The 21,846-nt window shown below is 32.0% G+C and carries 18 protein-coding genes and 2 pseudogenes; 16 read left to right on the forward strand and 4 right to left on the reverse strand.

The window, feature by feature from the left end; translation table 11 throughout:
- The first annotated feature begins 311 nt into the window (after positions 1-311).
- The 7 genes from BM227_RS08120 to BM227_RS08150 all read left to right on the forward strand — a co-directional run bounded on the left by BM227_RS08120 (position 312) and on the right by BM227_RS08150 (position 7,125).
- Positions 312-1,001 carry a gamma-glutamyl-gamma-aminobutyrate hydrolase family protein gene (locus BM227_RS08120; protein ID WP_177202020.1) on the forward strand — a complete coding sequence of 230 codons (690 nt, stop codon included), beginning with the start codon at positions 312-314 and terminating at the stop codon, positions 999-1,001.
- 6 nt (positions 1,002-1,007) lie between these two features.
- A complete protein-coding gene (locus tag BM227_RS08125) occupies positions 1,008-2,828 on the forward strand; it encodes a sensor domain-containing diguanylate cyclase (protein ID WP_092912827.1) in 1,821 nt (606 codons plus the stop codon).
- Between the two features lie 21 nt (positions 2,829-2,849).
- A complete protein-coding gene (locus BM227_RS08130) occupies positions 2,850-4,109 on the forward strand; it encodes an MgtC/SapB family protein (protein ID WP_092912829.1) in 1,260 nt (419 codons plus the stop codon).
- Between the two features lie 111 nt (positions 4,110-4,220).
- Positions 4,221-4,430: a hypothetical protein gene (locus tag BM227_RS08135; RefSeq protein WP_092912831.1), complete on the forward strand. Its 210-nt coding sequence runs from the start codon at positions 4,221-4,223 to the stop codon at positions 4,428-4,430.
- A 17-nt stretch (positions 4,431-4,447) separates the two neighbouring features.
- Positions 4,448-5,095, forward strand: coding sequence for a carbonic anhydrase (locus tag BM227_RS08140; protein ID WP_092912833.1), 648 nt, complete (start codon positions 4,448-4,450; stop codon positions 5,093-5,095).
- Complete coding sequence (locus tag BM227_RS08145; protein WP_177202021.1) at positions 5,095-6,015, forward strand: ketopantoate reductase family protein; 921 nt, start codon at positions 5,095-5,097, stop codon at positions 6,013-6,015. The genes BM227_RS08140 and BM227_RS08145 overlap by 1 nt, the downstream gene beginning before the upstream one ends.
- 165 nt (positions 6,016-6,180) lie before the next feature.
- Positions 6,181-7,125: an Abi family protein gene (locus BM227_RS08150; protein WP_092912837.1), complete on the forward strand. Its 945-nt coding sequence runs from the start codon at positions 6,181-6,183 to the stop codon at positions 7,123-7,125.
- Positions 7,126-7,138: 13 nt separating this feature from the next.
- Here BM227_RS08150 and BM227_RS08155 read toward each other — a convergent pair whose 3' ends face one another.
- The gene (locus BM227_RS08155) at positions 7,139-8,302 is read right to left on the reverse strand and encodes a MalY/PatB family protein (RefSeq protein WP_092912874.1); all 1,164 of its coding nucleotides are present in this window, start codon (positions 8,300-8,302) and stop codon (positions 7,139-7,141) included.
- Complete coding sequence (ovoA, locus tag BM227_RS08160; RefSeq protein ID WP_092912839.1) at positions 8,299-10,401, reverse strand: 5-histidylcysteine sulfoxide synthase; 2,103 nt, start codon at positions 10,399-10,401, stop codon at positions 8,299-8,301. Before ovoA ends, BM227_RS08155 begins: the two co-directional genes overlap by 4 nt.
- 83 nt (positions 10,402-10,484) lie before the next feature.
- Here ovoA and BM227_RS08165 point away from each other — a divergent pair, with 83 nt between their 5' ends.
- The 4 genes from BM227_RS08165 to BM227_RS08180 all read left to right on the forward strand — a co-directional run bounded on the left by BM227_RS08165 (position 10,485) and on the right by BM227_RS08180 (position 16,193).
- Positions 10,485-12,284 carry a hypothetical protein gene (locus BM227_RS08165; RefSeq protein WP_092912841.1) on the forward strand — a complete coding sequence of 600 codons (1,800 nt, stop codon included), beginning with the start codon at positions 10,485-10,487 and terminating at the stop codon, positions 12,282-12,284.
- A gap of 73 nt (positions 12,285-12,357) precedes the next feature.
- Positions 12,358-14,394, forward strand: a complete 2,037-nt coding sequence (locus BM227_RS08170) for a sensor histidine kinase (RefSeq protein ID WP_092912843.1) — start codon at positions 12,358-12,360, stop codon at positions 14,392-14,394.
- Positions 14,384-15,631, forward strand: coding sequence for a GGDEF domain-containing response regulator (locus BM227_RS08175; protein WP_092912845.1), 1,248 nt, complete (start codon positions 14,384-14,386; stop codon positions 15,629-15,631). The genes BM227_RS08170 and BM227_RS08175 overlap by 11 nt, the downstream gene beginning before the upstream one ends.
- 4 nt (positions 15,632-15,635) lie before the next feature.
- Entirely contained in the window at positions 15,636-16,193 is a 558-nt protein-coding gene (locus BM227_RS08180; RefSeq protein WP_092912848.1) for a DedA family protein, read from the forward strand.
- 1 nt (position 16,194) lies between these two features.
- On the opposite strand, the gene msrB is transcribed toward BM227_RS08180, so the two are convergent.
- Complete coding sequence (gene msrB, locus BM227_RS08185; RefSeq protein ID WP_092912850.1) at positions 16,195-16,599, reverse strand: peptide-methionine (R)-S-oxide reductase MsrB; 405 nt, start codon at positions 16,597-16,599, stop codon at positions 16,195-16,197.
- Positions 16,600-16,755: 156 nt separating this feature from the next.
- On the opposite strand from msrB, the gene pckA reads away from it, so the two are divergent.
- Both pckA and BM227_RS08195 read left to right on the forward strand, forming a co-directional pair.
- Entirely contained in the window at positions 16,756-18,336 is a 1,581-nt protein-coding gene (gene pckA, locus BM227_RS08190; protein WP_092912852.1) for a phosphoenolpyruvate carboxykinase (ATP), read from the forward strand.
- Between the two features lie 39 nt (positions 18,337-18,375).
- Complete coding sequence (locus tag BM227_RS08195) at positions 18,376-19,206, forward strand: SDR family NAD(P)-dependent oxidoreductase (RefSeq protein ID WP_092912854.1); 831 nt, start codon at positions 18,376-18,378, stop codon at positions 19,204-19,206.
- A gap of 6 nt (positions 19,207-19,212) precedes the next feature.
- Here the strand turns inward: BM227_RS08195 and BM227_RS08200 are convergent, their stop codons facing one another.
- Positions 19,213-19,635, reverse strand: coding sequence for a hypothetical protein (locus BM227_RS08200; RefSeq protein WP_092912856.1), 423 nt, complete (start codon positions 19,633-19,635; stop codon positions 19,213-19,215).
- 211 nt (positions 19,636-19,846) lie between these two features.
- Here BM227_RS08200 and BM227_RS08205 point away from each other — a divergent pair, with 211 nt between their 5' ends.
- From BM227_RS08205 to BM227_RS13360, 3 genes and pseudogenes are all read left to right on the forward strand, one after another.
- A complete protein-coding gene (locus BM227_RS08205) occupies positions 19,847-20,503 on the forward strand; it encodes a nitrate- and nitrite sensing domain-containing protein (RefSeq protein ID WP_177202022.1) in 657 nt (218 codons plus the stop codon).
- Positions 20,504-20,833: 330 nt separating this feature from the next.
- Positions 20,834-20,974 (forward strand): annotated as a pseudogene (locus BM227_RS13355) (HAMP domain-containing protein); the annotation flags it as partial.
- Positions 20,975-21,310: 336 nt separating this feature from the next.
- Positions 21,311-21,841: pseudogene (locus BM227_RS13360) on the forward strand (methyl-accepting chemotaxis protein); the annotation flags it as partial.
- Positions 21,842-21,846 lie beyond the last annotated feature (5 nt).

Here is a 21,846-nt window from a genome sequence, read left to right on the forward strand (position 1 = left end):
ACATAGTACATAAAACATAACTCCTTCTTGATTGCTTGATATTTGGGTTGTGCTCACAGCCTCCTAACTCTATAGAACGGTAGAACATAAGCTCTCCAATAGCGTTTCATAGGTGAGTTAGCTAGCCCAAATTAGATAGGCTTTGTTGGGTCATCTTCTGACAAGGACAAACAGATCTTTAATTTGTGCCATTGACTGTGAATTGCAAAAAGCAGCTAACACAACTGTCTTTATGCTAACACAACTTTTATAACTTTTTCATCCTCTTTTGAGTGATGAGAAGTTATAAATGTATTATAGGAGGTCAAACAATGGGTAGACAACCATTAGTTGTAGTAACAGGTTCTACTAGAGGAAGTCGAACAGCTTGGTTTATGAGTCGTTTTATGCTCTCATTGTTTGGAATTAATGCTAACTTTTTTCATCCTGATTCGTGGAATAGAGATGTTAAGATGGATGGACTTCTTATTATGGGAGGGGTTGATATTGATCCATCTGTATATGGAGGAGTAAAGCACTCATCTATTTTAAAAAGTGATGTTAGACGAGATGAGATGGAACTATTTTTACTTGAAAAAGCAGATAAAGAGAATTTGCCTGTTATGGGTATTTGCAGGGGTATGCAGATGATAAATCTGTTTTATGGAGGAACCTTGCATCAGCATATTGAAGAGTTGCCATTGGAGTATCCTCACCTTAGAACCCCTTTTCCATTGCGTAATATTACTATTGAGCCTGAAACAAAGTTACACTCTATTCTTGGAGTATCTATTATAAAAGCAAATGCATTGCATCATCAAGCTGTAAATAGAGTGGGTGAAGGATTACGTTGCGCTGCATATGACCAAAATAGAATAATACAAGCTATAGAAGGAGTGGGTGAAAAATTTATTCTTGGTTTGCAGTGGCATCCTGAATTCATTCCTTATTTATGGCATAGCAGGGCAATATTTTCAACTTTTTGTAAAATAATACGATACAATAAAGTTAAGAGAGGATAATTAAGAGTGAAAAAGTTACATTGGTTTATTTTAATTGGCTCAATTGTTGCTATATTAACCAGTATAGGATATGTGCTTTTTAACTATTTAAATAAAGAAGTATCAGTTAGAGAAGAAAAGTTTTATAGTAATGAAGCTGAAACTATTCGTAACAGTGTAATAGCAATGATTGAAGAGAAAGAGAAATCAACTCTCGCTATAGCTGTTACAATGCAGAATAATTATGTACTTATAGATTCATTTAAATCAGGTATTGTTCCAGAAGAGAGATTTAAATATATAATAAAAATGTTGAATGAAAAAACTCTTTATAAAAATGTGTGGTTTCAATTAATTGATAAAAATGGAAAATCTTTATATAGAAGTTGGACATCTAATAATTATCATATAACAAACCGAGAAGATATTAAATTACTGCTTAAAAAGCCAGAAGTGCAGTCGGGTATTAATGTAAGTGCATTTACAATTTATTTTAAAGCATTAGTACCAATTTATGATAAAGATAGACAATTTTTAGGAATTTTTGAAGTAATAACACATTTTAATTCCATAGCTCGACAGTTCCATAAAAAAGGAACACACTCTATTATATTGGCTGATAAACGTTTTAAAAATATATTGAAGTATCCTTATACAAATAAATTTATTGATGACTACTATGTTGCAAATTTTAATGCAGACTCATATTGGATTGATTATATAAAACGTAATGGTGTTGAAAACTATATTAATATTACTAGCTATCGTATAGAAACAGATCAAATGATATTAACTGTACCAATAAAAAATAGTAATGAAACTATTGGGTATTACATACTTATAAAACCAATAAGCAATATAAAAGATGCTTCCTTATCGTTTTTTATTTTCAAATTTATAACTTTAGCAGGTTCTTTAAGTGCAATACTTATGATAATAATTATTGTTTTATTATGGAGAAGAAGTGAGCAAAGAAAATACTACTATAAACATATTATTGATGCTTCTTCCAATATAATTCTTGTTTTAAATAAAAATAATAATTTAATAGATATTAATAGAAAGTTTTTTGATTATTTTAGTGATTATAAATCGTTAGAAGAGTTTAAAGCTGAGTATAAATGTATTGGAGATTTTTTTGTTAAAGAAGATGGTTTGCTTCAGAAATTTATGGATGGAAAACATTGGTTGGAGTTTTTAATAGAACATCCTACTAAAGAGTATAAAGCAAAAATTGTATATAAAGATAAAGAGTGGTACTTTAAAGTACATGCTAACAGTATTTTTAAAAGTAAAAATACTCATTATGTAGTTATTTTAAATGATGTAACTACTCTTGAAAAACAGAGAAAAAAGCTTGAAAAGGCTTCATTAACAGATCCTTTAACAGGAATTGGCAATAGAAGATATTTTAATATTAAACTAGATAATGAGATTATACGTAGTAAACGTTACTCAGTACCTCTGTCCATTATAATGTTTGATATAGATCATTTTAAAAAAGTTAATGATGAATTTGGTCATGATGTTGGCGACTCGGTATTGAAAGAGTTGGCAAGAATTATAAAAAAGAATTTAAGACAAATAGATATATTTTGTCGTGTTGGTGGTGAAGAGTTTATGATCATTTTACCTGAGACAGAAGAGAAAAATGCATACCAGATTTCTGAAAAGCTTCGTAAAATTGTTGAGTCTCATTCAAAAGAGTCCATTCCAAAAGTTACTATAAGTCTTGGGATAGCTCAATTTTTTAAGAATGATGATAAAGATAATTTGCTAAAACGAGTAGATAATGCTTTATATAAAGCAAAAGAGAATGGAAGAAATCAGAGCTGTATTGCAAAGTAATTTATAAAGTCAGGTTTTTTAATGGATTATGAGATACTAAAACCGCTGTTAATATCGCTAGTTCTTGGTTTTGCTATAGGGATGCAAAGAACATTAACCTATTTACATACTCCTGAAACAGTATTTGCAGGAAGTCGTACATTTGCATTAATAGCATTGGGCGGTTTTATTTCTGGATGGCTACAATCTTTTGTTCCTGGTTTTGTATTGGTCTCTACTGCTATATTTGCACTGCATATAGGTTTGTCATATTATATGAAAGTACAAAAAAGACAAAAACAGGGTATGACTACTCAAATTACAGCTATCATAACATTTTTTCTTGGTTTGATGATTTGGTACGATTTAGAGAATTATGCAATTTTTATAGGAGTAATAGTAATTATACTTCTTGAGATAAAGCCAAAATTACTAAAGTTTGAGTCTCATATTAGTGCATCTGACATTAATGCAGTAGTTTTACTGCTTGCTATGAGTTTTATTATCTTGCCTATATTGCCAGATGAGATGATTGGACCATATAATCTTTTTAACCCATACAAAACTTGGCTTATGGCTGTTATTATTGCTGGAATATCTTTTGTTGGCTATATTGCAATTAAGATATTTGGACAAAAACATGGAGTCTTTTTAACCGGAGCTGCCGGAGGTCTAATATCTTCTACGGCTGTAACAATCTCTCTAGCTAAAATGTTTCAAAAAAGATATGAATTAATAAACAATTATGCTGGTGGAATGGCTATAGCATGGACATTTATGTATCTGCGTGTACTATTTGAAGCTTTTATTATAAATCCTGAGTTTTCACTACGATTAGCTCCTGCATATTTGGGTGCAACAATAACTGGTTTATTGTTTAGTTACTATTTACATAAAAACTCTGATAGCACTTCTATTGATTTGGATAATTCAAATATTTCAAAAAATCCTTTACAGTTAAGTGAAGCTATAAAGTTTGGCATACTGTTTGGCATAATTTATGGAGCAATTGCTTTTGTTCAGACAAGGTATGGAAATATTGGTATCTATTTTGTCTCATTTTTTTCTGGAATTTCAGATGTTGATGCAATTACACTCTCTTTAAGTCAGCTTGCAAAAGATGGCAAAATAGATGAGTTTGCATCTATTATAGGAATTGTCATTGCCTCTGTAACCAATGCTTGCATAAAGCTTGGCATAGCATACTGGATTGGTGGAATAAAACTTGGATGGAGAATGACACAATTTATGATTTTAACACTCATTGCAATGGGTATTGGACTCTTTATAGAATATATATGATTTCTATGAGTATTTAGTTATTAAACAATTCTAATTAAAAAGTTGATTTGATTCTCATCTCTAACTTGCTATACTCTTTGATAGGGTAAATAAAAAATCAAGGATTTAATAATGGATGTACAGCATAAAGAGTTGGAAATGATGAGAGGTGAAATAGAGACAGAAATAAGGGCAATTTTCAAAGCAAATATGAAAATTTTTGACTGGGATATACCTGAAAATGATGATCGTGAGTCAGCACAGCTTATTATTAATGTAATGCAAGAGGCCATTGACAAACTTAAACAAGAGATTGAATCTGGTGAATTTGACAACTATTGAAATGAGGTAGGTGAGTTATGGATCAAAAGTATTGGACAAATGGAATAGAGACATTTAAAACTGTCTATTTTAAAAAGCATGAAAAAGATTTTTTAGAGTTGGTTGAAAAAGGTCAGAATCCAAAGGCTCTTTTTATAGGGTGTAGTGATTCACGTGTAATACCAAACTTGATAACTTCTACATCTCCTGGTGATCTTTTTGTAGTTAGAAATGTAGGCAATTTTGTTCCTCCTTTTAAACCTGATAATGACTTTCATGCTACTGCATCGGGCATAGAGTATGCAGTAAATCATTTGGAAGTTGATGAGATAATTGTTTGCGGTCATAGTGATTGTGGAGCATGCAAAGCTCTTTATGAAGATCACAGTGCTCATAAAGATGAGATGATCCATACAATAAAGTGGCTGGAGCTTGGTCAACCAGCAAAAGAGTTGGCACTTAAAAGTGTTCCAAATGATAATAGAGAAGAACTTCTTGAGGCAACAGAAAAGTTTTCTATCATTTATCAACTTCAAAATCTTTTAACATATCCTAGTGTTAAAAAGAGAGTAGACCAAGGCAAACTACATCTTCATGGGTGGTACTATCGCATAGATAGTGGTGAGGTAGAGTATTATGATCCTGACGATAAACAGTTTTATCCTTTATTGAAAGATGAATGTTAATGAAGATTGTTGTAGTGGGTGCCGGCGGTGTTGGTGGTTTTCTTGCTGCAATGCTGGCACGTTTGGGTAAAGATGTCTATCTTGTTGCACGTGGAAAACAGCTTGAAGCGATATCTGAAAATGGTATATGCGTTGAGTTAAATGGAGAGTCTATTTGTTGTAAACCAAAGATGGTTTCTGATGATCCATCCAATTTTAAAATTGATGCAGATGTCGTACTCTTTTGTACAAAAGGTTATGATCTGAAGTCAGCTGCCGAACTGGTTTCTCCTGTAGTTTCAGAAAATACACTTTTAGTGCCATTGGGAAATGGTGTTGGAAATGACAAAGTTTTGAAGCAACACTTTAACAGTAGTCTTGTAGCAAATGGAGCAATTTACATCGTTTCACACATTAAAGAGCCAGGAGTTATAACTGTCAAAGGAAAAGGGGCATTTGTTGTAATTGGCAAAGATAAAGAGGTTTCTGATCCTGTTAAGAAGCTTGGTGAGTTATTAAAACAAGCTGGAATAAAGACAAAAGTAAGTAATTCAATTACAACTGATGTTTGGAAAAAGTATCTTCTTATATCGGCAATGGCAACATTGACTAGCTGTTTTGATGAGCCTATGGGGGCTGTTGTTGAAAAGCATTCTAAACAACTTGATGCAATTTTACAGGAGATTCTGAAAGTTGGGCAGGCTGAAGGTGCTAAGCTTAACTTTGAAGATATTGAAAATGTAATTAACCAAGTTAAAAAAGTACCTTACGATTCACCAACTTCAATGTGGTTAGATTTTAAAGCTGGAAGAGAAACAGAGTTGGAGCAGTTAAGCGGATATATTGTAAAAAAAGCTGAAGAACATAATATTGAGGTGCCTGTAATGTCATGCTGTTATGAAAAATTAAAATGTAACATTTATAGAGAATATAGTTATTAGTATATAGATAATATATAAGTTGAAGATACTATAGTTGAAAGATAAAAGAGTGAAAAGCTTAAAGGTAGTTTTAAAATTAAGAAGTTATTTATCGTACACTTGTTATTATTTTGCTAACACACCCCCTCCACCTCTTAACAATGTGCCAACGAGGGGGTTTTCTTAATGAATGACTTTTCTAATAAGCTCCAAGTTATAAAAAATCAAGTAAATAGTTACAATAAACCGCATAAATCTTTTAATGAACAGATAGCCTTACTTAAATCAAGAAATTTGATAATTACAAATGAAAACTATGCACTCTTAAAACTGAAACATATAGGTTACTATAGACTTAGTGCATATTTTTTGCCACTACAATATAAAAAAGATTCAGAGCAAAGAGATAAATTTTTACCTAATACAACTTTTGAAGATATTTTAGAACTATATTTTTTTGATACTAAATTAAGAAGATTAATTTTTGAGGCAATAGAACGAATTGAGATCTATCTTCGTACTCAAATTGCATATTGGCATTCATCCAAATATGGAGCATTTGGTTATCTTAATAAAGAAAGTCTAAAATGTAATAATAATTTTTTTGAGCAGTTAATAGAGTCAATAACAAAAGAAAAAGAGCGTTCAAGGGAAAGTTTTATTAATCACTTTAAAGAGAAATACAATAGTATAGACTTACCTATATGGGCAGTAGTTGAAGTTATATCTATGAGTACACTTTCAAAACTATATGCGAGTTTAAAAACAGAGGAGCAACAAAAAATAGTTGCTCCTTTTAAAGGAATTAGTAAAGATGTTTTTCATAACTGGTTTCATTCTTTAACCGTTGTGCGTAATATATGTGCTCATCATGCAAGATTATGGAATAAAACATTAGGTATAAAGTTTGAAGTACCTAGGAAAAAAGATATATTTAGAAAAATGGGTAGTTCAAATGCAAAAGTATTTTTTGCATTAAGTGTAATAGTATTTATTCTTGAGAGTATAGGTGAAGAATTAGATTTTAAAAATGAGATAAAAAATCTTTTGCATTTGTACCCAAATATTGATTTAAAAGCTATGGGTTTTATAGAGAATTGGGAAAAGCTGGAAATATGGGATGTGTATTAGATAATATTAAAAACTAAAAAGAGGCTTTTAGTTGTTCCATAGCTTTTTGAAGTATAGCCCGTGGACAGCCTACATTTAGCCTCATAAAACCGCTACCTTCCTTACCGAAGGTAACGCCTCTGTTTAGACCAAGTTTTGCTTTTTCTATAAAAAATTTCTCTAACTCATCATCGTTCATATTCATATTTTTGCAATCAAGCCACATTAGATATGTCGCTTCCGATTTTACTGGGTGTATGAGAACAATCTCATTTTGCAAAAATGTTGTGACATAGTCAATATTGCCTTGAAGATATTTTAAAAGTTCATTTAGCCACTCTTTCCCACCTTCACCTTCATAGGCAGATATCAGTGCTTCTATGCCAAACAGGTTTCCTATGGTCATATCATATTTGCGAAGTTCTATCTCAAAATGTCTTCTGATGGAGTCATTACTTATAATTGCATATGCAGTATTCAAGCCTGCTATATTAAATGTTTTAGATGGAGCATTTAGAGTAATGGTTATATTGGCAATATCTGAAGAGATAGAGGCTGTTGGAATGTGCCTATTGGGTTTGTAAACTATATCTGCGTGTATTTCGTCACTTATGATTAAGCAATTTTCTTCTAAGCAGATTTGTGCCATTCTGCTCAACTCTTCCTCTTTCCAGACCCGCCCTACAGGGTTGTGAGGTGAACATAGAATAAAGAGCTTTGCCTCTTTTGCTTTTGCTCTAAAGTCATCAAAGTCAATGGTATATCTTCCATCTTCATAATGCAGTGGGTTTTCTAGCAATACTCTTTTATGATTTTTTGCAAGCCTGAAAAATGGGTGGTAAACAGGAGGTTGAATGATAATAGCATCTCCAGGTTTACCTAATGCGGTAACAAGAAAGTTTAGTGCCGGGACAACTCCTGGAATAGGTGTTATATGCTCTCTTTTAATACTCCAGTTATGTTGTTGAAACATCCAACCTATGATCGCTTCAAAAAATCTGTCTGGGTAGATCGTATAGCCATAAATAGGGTGACTAGCTCTCTTTTTTAAACTATTAACTACACACTCAGGAGATGGTAGATCCATATCTGCTACCCAAAGTGGCAAAACATCTTCTTTTCCAAATTTAGATCTTCTTTCTTCATATTTGACACTGTAAGTTTCACTTCTATCGTAAATATTGTCAAAAATACTCATATCTTCTCCCATATACTCATTTGAGCTACACTATGCTGAAACTTTCGTGCTGTTTCACGGATGACAAACTCTATATCTCTTGTTTCAATAAGTTTAAATGAGTCTTTAAGATGACTTTTTAATCCATCTATAGATTTTACAGGTTCACCATCTTGTTTAAAACCACCAAGCCACTTTTGTTTTGGTGTAAACTCTTCTAGCCACGTGTATGGTGATGTTAAAATAAGCATACCGCCACTGTTAATACGTTTGCCAATATCATTTAAAAATTTGGCTGGATCATATAGACGATCAATGAGATTACCTGCAAAAACAAGGTCGTAACCAGTAAATATGGGTTTAAGATTACAAGCATCAGCCTGCCAAAACTCTACTCTATCTACAACTTTTGCTAGTCTTTTTGGCAATGTAGCCTCTTTATATTCAACCAACTCTCCTTCAGTTGTAATTGTATAGCGAATAGATCCATCTTTTCGCATTCTTTCAGCCATTTCAATAAAGCGGGCAGAAAAGTCTAAACCTGTAACACTCTCAAATGATGTTGCCAACTCAAGTGTGCTTCGTCCTATTGCACATCCTACATCCAGTGCTTTTTTACGAGGTTTTCCCTCTGTTACTTCTATACAAATTTTTGCACAACGTTTTGGATAGTTTTCTATGCCAAAGTATCTATCACCCCATCCAAATTCACAATATTGACTTACCTGAGTATCACTCTCATAACCTGATGAGTTTATTTTTTCTTTGTAACTGCTTTCAACATATCTAAATCCTGCGTGCTGAAAGAAGTGTCGTCTAAAAGCGTAACGGGAAGATGCCAATATCTCATTTCCGGTACTTATGAAAGAGCCACCTTTGATGAGGTTATGACGATTATCAAATGTTGGTGTTGAGAAGTCATCATAAATTGGATGTATCTTAAACCCGTTAAAAGGATAGATTGGAGTTTCAGTCCATTGCCATACATTACCGATGACATCATAAAAATTTCCAAAAGAAAATTGTGTAACAGGGCAGGCTGAAGCGTAGTGTTCTAGGTTTATGTTTGCAGGAGCTTTTTCATCCCATTTTGAGACATCAGGAACATTGCAATACTCTTTTAGTCTATACCACTCATCCTCTACTGGAAGGCGAATCGGTTTTCCTTTTTTTGCACTAAGCCAGTTGCAAAAAGCTTTTGCTTCGTGGTAGTTTACATCAACAGGCCAATCAAGCGGCATATCTACTATCTCTGTCAATGTACGGTAGCGGTACTCATTTTTAAAAGGTATCCAAAAGATTGGATGTTTCGCTTTTTTAAAATTTCGCCAAGCCAATCCTTCCTCTTCCCACCAAAGATCATTTTCATATCCGCCATCTTTGACAAACTCCATAAACTCACCATTGCTTACCAGATATTTTGAAGCTTTAAAATCTGGAATGACTGTTTTATGTTTACCATACTCATTATCCCAGCCATAGTAGTCATCACTCTTATATTTTCCTATCTCAATCTCTCCACCGGGAACAAAGAGTAGTTCATTTTCAGGTGCTTTGCCACTTACATTGCATTTAGACCATTCAGGTTGTGGCAAAACTAGAGATATGTCAGTTTGTCTAATAAGTACAGAAGAGGTTTCTATGTGGATTCGTTCGTGTTCTATTCCCATTAAGATGATCCACCAAGGTGAATCCCAAGTTATAGGAAGCTCTAGTGGTAAAGTATTGATCAGGTTATCGACAACTTCTCTTACTCTGTTGCGGTATAAGCGTGTCTCTTCTACACTTGGCCATTCATAGTGATCATCATTCAGATCATCCCAACTCATCTCATCTACACCTATGGCAAATATTGATTCCATTTTGGCATTTATGCGGGTATCGATGATTTTAGAAAGTATAAGTTTATTGATAAAAAATACAGCAGTATGCCCAAAGTAAAATATGTGTGGGTGTCTTAAAGGTTCAGGTCGGTTATAAAATGCTTCATCATTTCTTAGCATTGAAAAGAGAGATTCAAATGTATCAAATGTTCTATGAAATGATTTTTTTATTAATTGACGTAAATTTTCAGGATTTTTCTGTTTCAAAAGCAGGGGTCTTAGCAATATTTTATTCAAAGCTTAAGCCTTTTTTAAGTTAATGTTAACATTAAAGGGGTTAAAATGGTTATTTTAACAAAATAAAAAGGGGAAAAATTAATATGTTGCGAATTATAGTGATTTTAGCTCTATTTTTAACTATTCCTTTAACCGCAAAAATTGCTCCGAAACGACCAAGTGATGTATATGCTTATGCAATGCTTCTGAAAAAAGAGGTTGAATATTTAAGAAAAAAAGCTGGAATAGATAGCCCTTTTCCTGTTGTAACTATAGATAGAAACAAACAGCCTCGACATGTTATTCAAAAGGCACTTGAAATTCTTTCAAAAATAAATAGATATAGATTAAATAATAATTATGGAGCTATTACTATTCCTCCATATCCTCCTCGTGAAATTACTCCACAGGATGTTTATGATATTGTTAGACGTCTTGATGGTGAAGTTCGTATATTTATAGATAATAATAAATTTTTGGAAAGATTGAAAGTAGAACATTTTGAAGGTAAAACACCTAGTGATGTATATATGCTTTTATGGTCTATTTCACTTGGATTTGATGCTTTACTGGGAATTCACGGATATACACCTACAGATGTTTATGCTCTTAGTGAAAAAGTTGTGAGAATTTCACAGTTTCTTCGTCATTCTCAAAATATTTATGATAATGTTAAAAAGCCCAAAAAAAAGGAAAATATGCATCCAAATCATGCTCTATATACATCAATTAATTTTCTAAAAAAAATAGCTGAAGGTGAAAAGCGTCTTTGGATAGAGCCTGCTGATATTCCTAATACTCCTCATCGAGTTATTACTCCTACTGAAGTATATGATGCTTTACAATATAACATAGCTGAGTTGCAACGTATAAAGTATAGATTGGGGTTAGAGAGATATTTTGAAACATATAAACCAAAAGAGAAAAAAACCCCTTCTGATGTTGTCCAAAATATTGAATATGCTTTAGCCTTATTACCAGATTTTAGTTTTAAAAGAAAACTTGTGCAGTATCCTGTATCTTCACTTAAAAAGACTCCAAATCAGGTATATGCAGTTACTGAAGAGATTTTGCGAAAACTATATAAACTTAAAACTCTTAGAGGAATACAGCAAGTACCTAAAAATCCACCTGAAATTGGAGGACTTAAACCAATACATGCTTATCAAAAAGGTATTGAAGCAATAGAAAAGGCTCAAAGATTGAAAATTCAGATGGGTTTTTATCCATCTCAGGTTCCTACCGCCCCTTATAGACCTATTACACCAAGTGAAGTATATGAGCTTATTTTAAGATTAGACGGTATTGTAACTCTTCTTTTAAAAAAAGCAGGTGACAATACAGAAAAAGAGTATATTTATGAAACTGAACACTCTTTTTTTAGTGGAAAAACACCTTCAGATGTTTACTATAACCTTTGGAAAATTTCAAGGCTTTTTGATGTACTTTCAGGAAGTCAATATACACCTAATGAAACCTATTCATTGGCAGCTCGTATAAATAAAAAAATTCTTTTAATTGCTGAACATTTAGGAATAGCACATAATTTAAATATTAAGTTGCATCCAGTAATGAACAAACAACCAAAAGATGTTTTTGAGCTTACAGTTTACTTATATGAAAAATTAAAATATTTTCAAAAAAGAGCAAATATGTCTGTAAGTGATATAACTATTCCAAGAGAGGATAACATTACTCCAAATACAGTTTACAATGCTCTTAGACTCATAAATGCTGGTGTAAATGAGCTTCTTATTAAAATGGGGATTGATGCAGAAGAGGCTATGCTCTCACTTAGTAAAGCTGAAAATAAAACACCGAGTGATGTTTATGCTCTTGTCAATAAAACATTGCGTCAAATTGAAATATTATTTAAAGACAGTAGTTATAGCAAGATTGAATAGAGAGTGGCATTAAGGATAGGAGAAACAGGAATATTACATTATTGCTTGTATCAGTACATAGGAGAAATTTTTTATGAAAAGTAAAATTGCATTTAAATTTGCTATAACTACAATGATTGTTGCAACATTTGGTGTAGGCATACTTGCTTGGTTATCTTATAAGCAAGCAAAAGAGTTATTTATACAACAGACAGAACAGACTATTATTAACATATCTCAAAACTATTATGAAAAAGTTTCCAAATCTGTAGGCATGTTGAAGTATGATTTAACTATGCTTCGATTGAGTAATGCTGTACAGGGGATGATGCGTGCCTATTCAGATCCTTTTGGTTATGATGCAAAAAATAATAAAACATTTTTTCAGTATAAACGTGAAGTTGGTAATCTATTTGAAGTAATGGCACAGCAAAATGATCCATATTTTCAAATTCGTCTTATTGATGCAAAAAAAGGTCAGGAACTATTACGTGTAGAGAATAATGAAGGTAATGTTTATATTTTACCTGAAGCACAACTTCAAAATAAATGGCATAGAGATTATGTACGTGAATCTTTGGATCTGAAAGATGGTGAAGTTTACTTATCTAAAATTTCTTTAAATCGTGAATATCGCACTATTGAATTGCCATATAAACCTACAATACGGGCAACTACTTTATTACGCTATGGTGGAGAAAAAAGAGCTTTTATAGTTATAAATTCAAATATAAAAAAGCTATTTGGATTTGATTCATTTAAATTGGAAAAAGATATTACAACATATGTAACTGATGATTCCGGATATTATTTATATAATCCTTTATATCCTGAAAAGGAGTTTGGATTTGAATTTGGAAGAGAACAAAAAATAATCAATGATTTTCCACAGCTTAAACCTATTTATACTAATAAAGTTTCTAATGTATCTTGGTATGACAGTAAAACAGATAGTTTCTATTATGCACAAAGAATAAAGTTAAGTCCTGAACGATCAATAGTAGTATTAAAAGAGGGCGGAAGTTCAATTTTTAAAAAGAGATCATCTGAATATATAGCAAAATTGATGTGGTATGTTGTTATTGCTGTTATATTTATGACAATATTTGCTGCTTTAATGGTTTGGAAATTGACTAAACCTATTACAAAGTTAACAGAGGTTGCAAGAGCTATTGCTCAGAGTGAAGGTAGAAGCGTATTATCTATAAATATTCATACAAATGATGAAATTGAGGAACTTGCAGAATCACTAGAGACAATGTTAAAAACATTGACTGAATCTAGAAGAGAGATTGAACAGTTTGCTCTTAAACTTGAGAATGAAGTGGCTAAAAAAACAGAAGATTTACAAAAACTCAATTCTGAGTTGGAAAAGAAAGTTCAAGAAGGAATAGAAGAACTTAGAAAGAAAGATGAAACTATGTTACAGCAGGCAAAATTGGCAGAAATGGGTGAAATGATAGGTGCAATTGCGCATCAATGGCGACAACCTCTCAATGCACTTGCCCTCAATATACAGATGCTTGAAGATATGGCTGCTGATGGTGACTTAAATGAAAAAAGTATTGAAGAATTTATTGAAAGAAATATGAAAACTATACAGTTTATGTCAAAAACTATAGATGATTTTAGAAACTTTTACAGGGAAGAAAAAGAGAAGAGAAACTTTAACCTAAAATCAGCAATTGAAGAGACAATAAGTTTACAAAAAGCACAACTTGAGGCAAGAAAAATAGAGATAGAGACTATTTTAGAAGATATAGAGATAAAAGGGTATAAAAATGATTTAATGCAAGTACTACTTAATCTTATTTCAAATGCCAGAGATGCAATTATGGAAAAGTGTAAAAAAGTTCAAAATTTTTCAGGCAAAATAACAGTTATTGCAAAAAAACAGGATAATGAAATAGTGATACTTGTGAGTGATAATGCAGGTGGTATACCTGAAAATATTTTACATAGAGTTTTTGATCCTTATTTTACGACAAAAGAAGAGGGAAAAGGTACAGGTTTGGGACTTCATATGGCACGACGCATTATTGAAGAGAAGATGGGTGGAACATTAAGTGCTTATAATGACAAAAATGGTGCAGTGTTTGAAATAAGAATAAAGGGAGTAAATGAAGGTTAAACCTAGTGATAGTTTAAAAGAGATTTCACTACTTTATGTTGAAGATGATGAATCAATCAGAGATATTTTATCTATGATTCTTCAGCGTTTTGTAGGGAAATTATATATTGCTTTTGATGGAGAAGATGGACTTGAAAAATTTAAACGTTATCATCCAGATATTGTAATTTCAGATATAAGAATGCCAAAATTAAATGGTATAGATATGGCAAAACAGATGAAAGAGATAAACCCAGATACAGCTATTATATTTATAACAGCTTTTGGAGATAGTGAATACCTTAACAGTGCTATAAATTTAGGAGTTCAAGGTTATTTGATAAAACCTATTGAGCGAGATAAATTGATTGAAAAACTTAACTTTATTGCAGATGCAATAGTTAATGCAAAACGAAAAATTTCATACTTAAAGTTAATAAATACACTTTTTGATTTGCAAAAAGATATTATTATGCTGGTTGATTCAAATGGTCGTATACAGATATCCAACCGTGCCTTTAAATATTTATGTAAACAGTTAGAATGTAAAGAGGATGAAAGTTTATATGAGCTTATTAACCATTTTAATGATTTTAATCAATCTTTGAAAGATTCAAATTCAATTAAAGATTATCTATCAAATATAAATGGAAAAATAGTCTCGTTAAAGTCTAATAATCAAACTTTATATTATGAAATGCATATAAAAAGTATTGATGAATTTATATTGGTAGAGATGTATGATGTATCTCAATTTAAAAAAGAAGCCATAAAACTTGAACAGGAAAATATTATTGATGCTCTTACAAATGTTTATAATCGTAAAGTAGAAAAGATTATAAAAGATGAGGTTATTAATTTAGATAGTAGTATATGTATGATAATTGCAGATATTGATCACTTTAAAGAAGTAAATGATACACATGGACATATTATAGGTGATAATGTTTTAAAAGAGGTTGCCAATAGATTGAAATCACATATAAGACAAGATGATCATATTATTCGGTGGGGAGGAGAAGAGTTTTTATTAATTTTAAAAACTAAAATTGATAATGCAGATAATTTAGCGGAAAAACTTCGTAAAGTTATAGAGTCAGAACCTTTTGAAAGTGTTGGAAAAGTTACAATGAGTTTTGGTATATGTTGTGGATATATAGATTCAGTAAATGATTTTGATAATATTTTACATAGAGCAGATAAAGCACTTTATAATGCTAAAATGTCTGGAAGAAATCAAGTAAAGAGGTGTAAGTAAATATATGAATGAGATATTGGAAAATTTAATAACATATGGATATATTATTCTGTTTTTCTATTCATTAGGAGGTGGCTTTTTTGCATTAGCGGCTGCAGGTGTTCTTTCATCAATAGGAAAAATGGATCTTTCTTTAAGCATTACGGTAGCATTAATTGGTAACTTTATAGGCGATCAGGCACTACTTTTGTTTACTCGTTCAAATAAAAGTCAAATGATGGATTATCTTAAAAAGCATAGAAGAAAACTTGCCTATTCTCATCTGTTAATGAAAAAATATGGAACTTGGGTAATATTTTTACAAAAATATATTTATGGTGTAAAGACATTAGTGCCAATAGCAATTGGCTTAACTAGGTATGATGCAATGAAGTTTGCAATTTACAACTTTGCAGCTGCTGCAGTTTGGGCACTTGTTGTAGGAGTATCTAGTTATTTGGGTGGCAAAACTGTACTCTCTATTCTTGACAAAGCTAAAGAGAACCCTTGGATTATGCCATTAATTGGAGTTGCAATTATTTCAGCCCTGGCTTTTTTAATAAGCAGGGCTGTAAAAAAATAGGTTATTTGTTTTCGTTTCGATCTACAAATTCCAAGCAAATTGAGTTAATACAGTAACGAAGACCGGTAGGAGCCGGTCCATCGTCAAATACATGTCCTAAATGTGCATCACACTTTGTACATGTGACTTCTGTTCTAATCATGCCGTAACTTCTGTCTTCATGCTCTTCTACCGCTTCAGCAGTTATTGGGCGTGTGAAGCTTGGCCATCCACTTCCTGAGTCAAATTTATCTTTTGAATCAAACAGAGGTTCACCGCAACATACACATTTATATATACCATCACCTTTATGATTATAATATTCACCACTAAATGCTGGTTCTGTTCCTTTTAAACGACACACTTTATATTGATATGGTGTCAATAACTCTTTCCACTCTTCATCTGTTTTTACTATTTTTTTCATAACTCACCTTTCAAAATGTTCTATTTGCCTATTATTTTTTCATAAAAAGTAAAAAATATAGAATTTTTTTTGTAATAATCTTGTAATTTTTGTTTCGTCAAAGAAAGAAAGAGTAAAATTACACTATTAAAATACACCAACATTGGAAAAGGTACTATGACACCCAAGGGACTCGACCAACTAGGATTGAAAAATATCGGTAAGGTTTTCTATAACCTTGATTATGATGAAGTAATTCGGCATACATTGGAACGTGGTGAAGCTAAGCTTACAAATAGTGGTGCGACTACTGTCGACACGGGGATTTTCACCGGTCGAAGCCCAAAAGACAAATATTTTGTCAAACAGTCGCCAAGTGAGAAGTATATAGCATGGGGAGATATCAATCAACCTATTTCCAAAGAGGTTTTTGATGAGCTGTTTGAAATTACTAAAGAGCAGCTTTCTGGCAAAGACCTCTATATAACAGATGCATTCGCAGGTGCTAGTCCAAGCAGCAGACGATCTATTCGTGTAATTAGCGAGATAGCTTGGCAAGCTCATTTTGTAAAAAATATGTTTATTAGACCAACTGAAGAGGAGTTGGAAAACTTTAAACCAGATTTTACTCTCTATAATGCTTGTCAGGTTGTAAATAAAAAGTGGAAAGAGCATGGATTAAACTCTGATGTATTTGTAATTTTTAATATAGAAGAGAATATAGCAATTATCGGAGGTACCTGGTATGGCGGTGAAATGAAAAAGGGTATCTTTACGATGATGAACTACTGGTTGCCTCTAGAAGGCAAACTATCTATGCACTGCTCTGCCAATATTGGCAAAGATGATGATGTAGCACTATTCTTTGGTCTTAGTGGGACAGGAAAGACAACACTTTCAACCGATCCAAATCGTCGACTAATTGGTGATGATGAGCATGGTTGGGATGAAAATGGTGTTTTCAACTTTGAAGGTGGTTGTTATGCAAAAGTAATCAACCTAGATCCTTCAAGTGAGCCAGAAATTTACGGAGCCATCAAAAAAGGTGCACTTTTAGAGAATGTTGTTGTAAAAGATAATGGTGATGTAGATTTCACAGATGGTAGCAAAACAGAAAATACGCGTGTAAGTTACCCAATTGAGCATATTGAAAATCATGAATGTACGCTTATGGGCGGGCATCCTAAAAATATTATTTTCCTCTCTGCCGATGCTTTCGGTGTGCTTCCTCCAGTTAGTAAACTTACAAAAGAGCAGGCAATGTACTACTTTTTAAGTGGTTACACTGCAAAAGTTGCTGGAACTGAGCGTGGCATTACTGAGCCTGTTGCAACATTCAGTGCATGTTTTGGTGAAGCTTTCTTACCTCTACACCCTACTGTATATGCAAAACTTCTTGGTGAAAAGATAGATGAACATAATGTTAATGTCTATCTTGTCAATACCGGATGGACAGGTGGTCCTTACGGAGTAGGGCATCGTATGAGCATTAAAGATACAAGAGGTTGTATTAATGCTATTTTAAGCGGTGCTATTAATGAGTGTGAGTTTGAAACTCTCCCAATCTTTAATTTGCAAATTCCAAAAACACTTGAAGGTGTAAATAGTGAAGTTCTTAATCCTATGAATACATGGGATGATAAAGAAGCTTACATAGAGACTCTTAAAAAACTTGCTGGAATGTTCCAGAAAAACTTTCACCGCTATGATGATACGAGCAGTGAATTTGATTTTTCTGCTGCAGGACCACAACTTTAAACTTTCTCTCCCTCCTTTATGGAGGGAATTTACCTCACTATGAAAAAATCTAGATATATTTTAATTACAGGCTGTTCAAGCGGCATAGGTTATAAGTCTGCTCATATATTAAAAAACTTAGGCTATACTGTTATTGCAACTGCAAGAAAAGATGATGATGTCAAGAGACTCCAAGAGGAAGGTTTTATTGCTCTTAAATTGGATTTAGACGATTCATCCTCCATAGACAGTACTGTTAAGCAAGTAAAAGAGATTACTAACTCAAGACTTTATGCGCTTTTTAATAATGCTGCTTATGGTCAACCTGGTGCAGTGGAGGATTTAAGTAGAGAGGTTTTGAAGGCTCAATTTGAAACAAATCTCTTTGGAACTCATGAACTTACTGTAAAACTTTTGCCAATGATGATAGAAGCAGGTGAGGGTAGAATTATTCAAAACTCTTCCGTACTTGGATTTGCTGCAATGAGGTATCGTGGGGCTTATAATGCTAGTAAGTTTGCATTAGAGGGATTGAGTGATACTTTAAGGCTTGAACTTGAAGGGACAGGTGTATATATAAGCATTATTGAACCTGGGCCTATTAGAAGTAAATTTAGAGCAAATGCTTTAAAAAAATTTCTTGAAAATATCGATAGAAAAAATAGTCGTTTATCGAAAGTTTATGAAAAGAAATTAGCACAATTGCAAAGCAGTGAAGATGCTCCATTTACACTTGATCCTGATGCTGTTGCAAAAGCTCTACTTCACGCACTTGAGAGTAATAGTCCAAAGGTAAGATATAAAGTTACGGTGCCAACCCATCTTTTTTACTGGTTAAAAAAGTTTTTACCAGAAAAAGTTATGGATTTTATTCTTAGAAAAGTTGAGTAGCAGATACTACTCATCCCAAAGATTAAGCTCTTTAAGTACCTCTTTAATATCAAAATTTGAGAAAAGCATTTTATTTTCGTGTTCTTCATATAAAAGGACATACACTTTTCCTGATGTCTCATTATAGTAAGGATCACTCATAAAAAATCTATCACGTTTTGTTCTAATATATCGAAGAAATGAACGTCTGTTAAGTCCTTTTTTCTCGTTATTTATATGATCTTTATAGATATTTGGAGACTCTTGTATGCAATCATCATTAACTACATATGCAACCATTAGAAATGGTGTCTCTTTAACCATTTTTTTTAAACTTTCAAGTGAATAATCATCTTTCTCATGTTTTTTCAATAAATCAATTAGAAAACTTCTTATCTTTATACGATTTGAGCAGTAAATCTCTTCAATTTTTTCAAGTTCATCAATCATGGATATCCTTTATTAAATCAGTTTTTTCATATTATACCATTGATTAGCATAACTTTTTATTGTATGTCTAACTCATAATCTAGATTAAGTTTAGAAACTTTAATCAAAAAAATTGAACAAGTATATCTTGTTTTTTATATAAATTTTTATTATGCTTTAAAATTTAAATATGTACAATGCAGTGTTTGATTTTGCTAAGAAGGATAAAAGTATGAAATTTCTCTCCAATTTGAAAATAAAGCAAAACTTAATGATGTTGGTTTTTATTCCAGCTTTTGCATTAATGTATCATACCATAACAAAAGGATTGGAAGATTACAATAAATTTAATTCCAATAAGGTAGCAGAAAACTCTGTAGAAATTTCTGTTTCAATAGCATCATTAATACACGAGTTGCAAAAAGAGAGAGGTTTGACAGCAGGATTTGTAAGCTCTAATGGTAAAAAATTTAGAAATAGACTTGCTACTCAAAGAGAAATAGTTAATAAAAAAATAAAAATGTTAAAAGAGTTGAAAAGAGAAAAAGCAGATAATATAAATGTAAAATTTTTGAAAAAGTCAGATAGTGTATTAAATAGATTAAATAAAATAAACTCTATAAAAAAAGAAATTTCTAATTTGACTATTGAAAAGGGTAGAGCATTAAAGTTTTATACGACATTAAATAATGAATTTATTAGTGCAATAAGTACTATTTTAGAAAATATGACAGAAGCAAAAATTGCAAATGAGCTTTCAAGTTATATAGCATTTCTAAAAGCTAAAGATAATGTAGGAATTATAAGGGCAGTTGGAACAGGTGTATATGCATCAAAAATAGTAACTATAGAAGATAAAATTAAATTGTCATCATTGACATCTAGTTAAAATGCACTTTTTTATTTTTTTAAAAATCTTGCATCTGAAAAAATAAAACGTGAATTTGATAAAGTAGAGAATTCAACTGTAAATAAAAAAGTAAAAAGTTATGTAAATACCATATTGAGTGCAAAGAGTAGTAATGAGCTTAAAATTGATGGACAAACATTCTTTTTAACTGTTACTGAAAAGCTAAAATCTTTAAAAAAATTGGAAAATTTATTATCTAAAGAGATAATTGAAAGTACAACAGAAATAGTAAAAGCTTCTAAAATCAATCTTTTATTTAATGGAGTTTTGGATGTATTAATTCTGTTATTGGCTTTAGTAGTAGGATATATGGTAAATAAAAATATAACAAGTAATATAAAAATTCTAGAAGATTATATGAAAAATATATCTGAAACTAATGATTTAACCCAAAGGTGCCAATTAGTGTCAAAAGATGAAATAGGGAATGTTGCAGAAGCATTAAATGGATTAATAGAGTCATTTGAAAAACTTGTTTCAGAAGTTAAACTCTCTTCAGTAGAGAATACCTCTATTGCTCAAGAGCTTTCTACTACCGCTACAGGTGTTGGTGCAAGTGTTGAAGATTCAGTAAAAATTGTAAATGATACAACAAAGCTTTCTGAAGATGTTAAAGAGAGAATTGAAGTGGCAATGGAAGAAGCTGAGGCTTCAAAGAAAGATGTATTAAAAGCAAAAGAGGATTTAGAGATAGCGAAAAGTGAGATTATAAGATTAACAAGTGAAGTGCAAAGAACATCTATGCTTGAAACAGAGCTTTCAGATAAAATGCAAACTTTATCTAGTGAGGCAGATCAGGTGAAGAATATTCTTGATGTTATATCTGATATTGCTGATCAGACAAATCTTCTTGCTCTAAATGCAGCCATAGAAGCAGCTCGTGCCGGTGAGCATGGTCGTGGGTTTGCTGTTGTTGCAGATGAGGTAAGAATGCTTGCTGAAAGAACTCAAAAATCACTTAGTGAAATCAATGCTACTATTAATGTTATAGTGCAGTCTATTACAGATGTATCTAGTCAAATGTATACAAATTCACAAGATACACAAAAACTTTCTGAACTATCTTCTAGTGTTGAGGTAAAAATAGAGGAGACAGTAGAAGCAATAGATATTGCAGCCAATGCAAGTCAGAGTACTGTAAAAACATTTGAAGATACTAAAAAAGATATAGAAAATATGGCATCTAAAATAGGTCAAATAAATGATATATCATCGAAAAATGCAAGAAGTGTAGAAGAGATTGCAGCTGCTGCTGAGCATTTAAACAGCATGACCAGTAAACTACATATTCAATTGGAGACTTTTAGAACACACTAATTTTA

The sequence above is a fragment of the Hydrogenimonas thermophila genome (assembly GCF_900115615.1).
Taxonomy (GTDB): domain Bacteria; phylum Campylobacterota; class Campylobacteria; order Campylobacterales; family Hydrogenimonadaceae; genus Hydrogenimonas; species Hydrogenimonas thermophila.